Genomic DNA, 5,167 nt, shown 5'->3' with positions numbered 1-5,167 from the left:
TGAGTATTGAACCACGTAAAAATCTAGAGGAGGGGAACGTAAGGATAGGATAACGTACTATGAATGATAAGAGTATCAATGAATTAACAGCGCCCTAGCTCGATGCGTAGCATCGCTATCTTGAACCGAATCGAAATCTTAGGCATTACCGTGGCGATTGGGGGCTTTGTTACTTTGATGCTACCCTCTGCCCAAACGCCTAGTTTGTCGGCCGCGATCTTGATGATGTTGTCCGGTATTTGTTGGGCTGCTTTTACGTTATTGGGACGCACGGCGGCGGCACCTTCACTCTCAATTACGCATGGTTTTGTACTGTCGAACGTCATTGCTTTAGTGCTGAGTCCATGGCTTGTTCATACCGCAACCCTCACGCTGAGCGGGGTGGGATGGGCCTTGTTGTCGGGAATTTTCGCATCTGGATTTGGTTATATTCTTTGGTATCGAGTAGTGAAACAGATATCGATGTTGCAGGCCTCTGTCGCTCAACTTAGTGTGCCCGTTATTGCGTTTGCAGCGGGTAGTATTGGCCTTGGCGAGACGATTACAACGAGTTCCGTAATCGCAGCGTTACTTGTGTTAAGTGGTATTGCTGTGATTTTTGTTGCAAAAGAAAACGCTGACCCAGAGTGAGATGATCTGGGTCAGCAGCTTTTGATTAAACGCGATAATGTTCTATTTCATGGTGAAGCAGTTCGGTGAGCTCGGCTAACTCTTGTGTCGCCGTACTGCTTTGCTCCGCTCCCACCGCTGTTTGATTGGAAATTTCGCTGATACTCGATATGTTAGTGTTTATTTCTTCAGTCACTAGACTTTGTTGTTCTGCGGCAGTCGCAATTTGGACATTCATCGCCGTGATTTGATCGACACTCGACTTAATCAAATTGAGTGCATCGCCTGCTTCACGAGCTTTTTCAACCGTAGACAACGCATTTTGCGCGCCGATTTCTAAACGTTGAGTCGATTCACGGCTGCCATTTTGCAAACGCTGAATGGTCTCGAGTATCTCTTGCGTTGACTGTTGAGTTCGACTGGCGAGTGTTCGTACTTCGTCAGCCACCACCGCAAAACCTCGTCCTTGTTCTCCTGCCCGCGCCGCTTCGATAGCGGCGTTGAGTGCCAGCAAGTTAGTCTGTTCTGAAATCCCCTGAATCACATCGACCACACTGCCGATCTCTTCTGAGTGCTTCGCCAACTGGTGCATCGCGTTGACAGAGTCTTGCATTTCTCTCGATAGTCTTTCAATCAAGTCGATACTTTCCGTCACCACTTTCTGACCGCTTTCAGCGGCCTGATCCGCCTGTTCAGAAGCTTGTGCCGCTAATGAGGCGCTTTGTGCGACTTCATGAACCGTAGCGGTAAACTCATTGATGGCCGTTGCGATTTGCTCGGTTTGCGCTTGCTGCGTCAGGATATTTTGTTTGGTCTGTACTGCGACGGCTGAGCTCTCTTCGGAAGAGCGTGCTAATTGACTGATGGAATCACGGTTGGTCTGCACAACATGCTGAAAACTGCTCACAATATTGTTGACTGAGTCAGCAATACGAGCAAACTCATCGTTTCCACTCAGAGATAAACGCTGGGTCAGATCCCCTTGGGCAATTTGCCCTGAAGAGGTCTCTAGTTGGGTCACGGCAGCGTTAATGCGTTTTACTACTACGGTGGAAAGGCCAATGATCACGACCAGAGAAATCAGTGTGATACCGCTTACCGCAACGATAAAGTGACGGGTGTTTTCATTGGCCTGATTGAAACTGTTTTTACCTTCGTTTACCTGCATTGTGAAAAAGGTTTCTGCGAATTTGTAAGCCTCGTTAAACAACGGATTTATCTTACTCAGAAGGATGAGGTTGGAGCCGTTAAAGTCACCAGAATTCAATTTGGCGATGGCGGGTTCAAAACCTTGGTTGGTAATATCGTCAATGACTTTTGCTAGATTAGTGACAACGGTTTTTTCTTCTGCGCCAAGCTCGGATTTTAATAGTTCGTTATCAATAATATGATGCAAGGTTTTCAGTGAGGTCTGAATCTGATCAATATGGAACTGCAAAGGGTGGTCATGCATTGCTGCCGTGTCCGATGAAGGATCAGGTTGAAATGAGAGTAGCAATGCGCTTCGGGCATTACTCAGTTCATCAATGACTCGACTGGTTCTTATAGTATGTTGCATCCCTTGGCTATACAGTTCTTCAATAAAACTGGCAGATGTCTGCATACCGGATATGCCTTTATAGCCTAAGACCAAGAAGGCAATGAAGGTCAGTAAGATCGCCAATTTTAGTTTGGTACTTACTTTAGCGAACAGCGAGGAGAAACCTTTGCGGGTGAGTTGTGTGTTTTCCGGACTCTGCTCTCGCGAAACTGATGTCATGACGTATCCTCAATTAGTATATTTATTTTTCCTAATATTAGATAAATTGGATAAACCCGAGATTCCGCAGGTGTTTTTGCAATTATTTTCGAAGCATTTAGTGGCTTTTTCGAAGAAGATGTAGACTTTGCGCTGTTACACCTTTCTCAGTAAATTCACGAAAAAATATCAAACAATATCCATTTCAATATCATGCAATTAGGTGTTTTCTTACTCAACCTTACATTGTTAGCACTATTTAGCTCTGAAATCACGCCCCCAATAAAACCAGGTCAAAAATCGTGTTTCGTATCACATTTTAAAATACCTGAATTAAGTGCGGAATCACGGGAGCGCCACGAGGTGCTCAACACTGTTTTAGGCTCAAAGCGCAGCCAAGCGATTACATGGCATAACAGACCTAAAACGTTAACCTAAACATGAGGTTAAGTGGTTCTGTCGCAAAGTTTGAGCTTTAGAGTTAAACTTTGCTTAATTTCTATTCATAACACTGATCCTCAATGTTTAAAGGCTGCCATTTTCCCTCTGAAGTTATTCTCGAAACTATCCGCTATTACTTTGCATACAAACTCAGCTATCGTGAAATTGAAGAGATACAATTAGAGCGTGGGGTCATTGTGGATCATGCCACTATCAATCGTTGGGTTATTAAATTTGCACCATTATTTGAGCATAGAGCGAGGCGTAGAAAGAAGCCGGTGTCTGACTCGTGGCGTATGGATGAAACCTACATCAAAGTCAAAGGTAAGTGGGTATACTATTACCGAGCCGTCGATAAATTTGGAAATGTCATTGATTATTATCTTAGCCCGAAGCGTGATGAGGCTGCTGCTAAAGCCTTTCTGAATAAGGCTATTTCACAAAATGGCTTACCAAGTAAAGTCGTCATAGATGGAAGTAAGAGTAACTACGCGGCTATCGATTCTATGAATGTTCAGCTTTGGTTGACGAGTTGTTTCATGCTCTCGCTAGTAGAGATTTTGGACATTAAATACCTGAACAATATCGTTGAGCAAAGCCACCGTTGGGTGAAGCAGAAAACACGTCAAGCTCTAGGTTGGAAATCAACGGAAGGAGCCTTGGCTAGTTTGCATGGGCGTGAAATGTGGACGATGTTGAAACAAGACCAGATAGATGTAGAAGGCAAGACGGCCTTTGAGCGATTCTACGCGCTCGCAGTATAAATGTATCTGTAGGATGGGCCTGTCACACCTCTAGCTAGATTTGCGACAGAGCCGCTCATCGTATTGGGCTATTGACGACAACATTTAATAATCCTTAAAAGTATCAGTTGTTCGGTTAAACCGAACAACTGATATCAATTTCTTCTGTCTTCGTTTTACGTTGAATCTTCTTTATTTAACTTTTTGGGAGCTATCTGCTCTATTTGTCGGCCAGCGAACGTGCCAAGGATAGTTGAGCTTTGTTTGTCCGAGCGTTGCTTTCTCTCCACTGCAGCCACAAACGAAGCGATCTGTCCAGCCTTGAAGGGTTCATCTTGTACCACGATGATCGGCAACGGAGCAGTCATGGTTTTCTGCCCAGAGAGTTTTACCACATTGGCCGCTGGCTGTACTTTCACATCCCGACGAATTCTCAGTGTCATTTCAGGGGCGCTGGCGACTTTCTTGATGAGCTGGGTCAGGGGCAACTCGTTATCAGGGTTGGCTCGCTCCAGTTCTTTGATCATTTGGCTTATTAGTACTGCTTTGTCCGGTTGGTGCAAAGCATCTTTTCTCTGCCAACTAAACTTCACTGATTTGACGTCCGCATCGACTAGGCAGTGGATTTGTCTGTAGATATGTTTCGTCATGACACCGGGACAATTGTCATGAATTGCCTTGAACCGTGCTTGCCGGGTTTCGTTTTCAGTGATCACCAACTCCTCGATGTCTGCCTTGCCTTGGTTGATACTATGTATCAACTGAACAATCTCAGCGCTGTTGGGATTAGAGGGCAGCAGGTGGATCACGCCAACATAACGTCTGGCAAATTTCTGTGAGTATGGGTGTTTGATGTGCAGGTCTAGGTAGCCTTCACCCGCCAGCTTCATAGCGGCCATGCCGGAATGGTGTTCGGGCATGATGAGCTTTATTACCTCATGCTCATTGCCTTTATGTACTGGAGGTATCCGGCTTACTATCGCCATGCTTGGCATAGTGCTCGTTAGTAGTTTGTTCAGACGAGACAGATTAAGTGTCACGTCATCAAAGAGCGTTTTTATCTGGCTCATCATTTGTTCCTTGCGTCGTTCTTACGGATCATTGATTACATTTTAGCCGTTTTTAGACCATCATGCAAAGTGGGGTATAAGCCTCGGTCGTCGCTAACGCTCCTCCTTCGGCTTTGTTGAGCCGGGGCTCGCCCCCGAATTTAAAAAGAGAGATAAATAGAGAAAAAGAGAGGTCTAGCAAGGGGGGGAGGTGTACTTTCAGTTTTCTCGGTGGTGGAGGGGATTGGAGCTGTATCCTATGTTGCATGATGGTCTAAATTGCTATATTTATGGGGTTATATTATGACACTGTGAGTTGAGTTAAACAGAGGGGAGAATGAATGTCGCAAGTGCATAGCGAAATCCGCAAGGCAGTTCATGGTTAAGCAACTGTGTGGTTTCCCGGTGTAATACAAGATGGCATGCATTGAAGGATGTTGAGTAAACGTGGAAGAGCCTATCGCTGTGGGAGTAGCGCCCCAACTCAGAGATATAAGGGGGGACCTCGAAATTCTCAGAGTACACACAATAGGCAGTCGGATGAGCCCATAGTACCGATGATGATGAGGACAACATAACCTCATCTA

Annotated in this window: 4 protein-coding genes; 2 read left to right on the top strand and 2 right to left on the bottom strand. The window is 45.3% G+C overall.

What is annotated here, in order from left to right; translation table 11 throughout:
- Positions 1 to 102 precede the first annotated feature (102 nt).
- On the top strand, positions 103 to 630 hold the full coding sequence (locus H5300_RS25380) for a DMT family transporter (protein ID WP_259397946.1): 528 nt from the start codon (positions 103 to 105) through the stop codon (positions 628 to 630).
- A 25-nt stretch (positions 631 to 655) separates the two neighbouring features.
- Here H5300_RS25380 and H5300_RS25375 read toward each other — a convergent pair whose 3' ends face one another.
- Positions 656 to 2,368, bottom strand: coding sequence for a methyl-accepting chemotaxis protein (locus H5300_RS25375; RefSeq protein WP_182797219.1), 1,713 nt, complete (start codon positions 2,366 to 2,368; stop codon positions 656 to 658).
- 500 nt (positions 2,369 to 2,868) lie between these two features.
- Between H5300_RS25375 and H5300_RS25370 the strand changes: the two genes are divergently transcribed.
- Positions 2,869 to 3,552, top strand: a complete 684-nt coding sequence (locus tag H5300_RS25370) for an IS6 family transposase (protein WP_182797218.1) — start codon at positions 2,869 to 2,871, stop codon at positions 3,550 to 3,552.
- Positions 3,553 to 3,707: 155 nt separating this feature from the next.
- On the opposite strand, the gene H5300_RS25365 is transcribed toward H5300_RS25370, so the two are convergent.
- A complete protein-coding gene (locus H5300_RS25365; RefSeq protein ID WP_182797217.1) occupies positions 3,708 to 4,601 on the bottom strand; it encodes a DNA replication terminus site-binding protein in 894 nt (297 codons plus the stop codon).
- Positions 4,602 to 5,167: the final 566 nt, after the last annotated feature.

Origin of the sequence: Vibrio sp. SG41-7 (assembly GCF_014164465.1) — a bacterium.
GTDB classification, from domain to species: Bacteria; Pseudomonadota; Gammaproteobacteria; order Enterobacterales; family Vibrionaceae; genus Vibrio; species Vibrio splendidus.
This window is presented reverse-complemented; position numbering and strand designations above follow the sequence as displayed.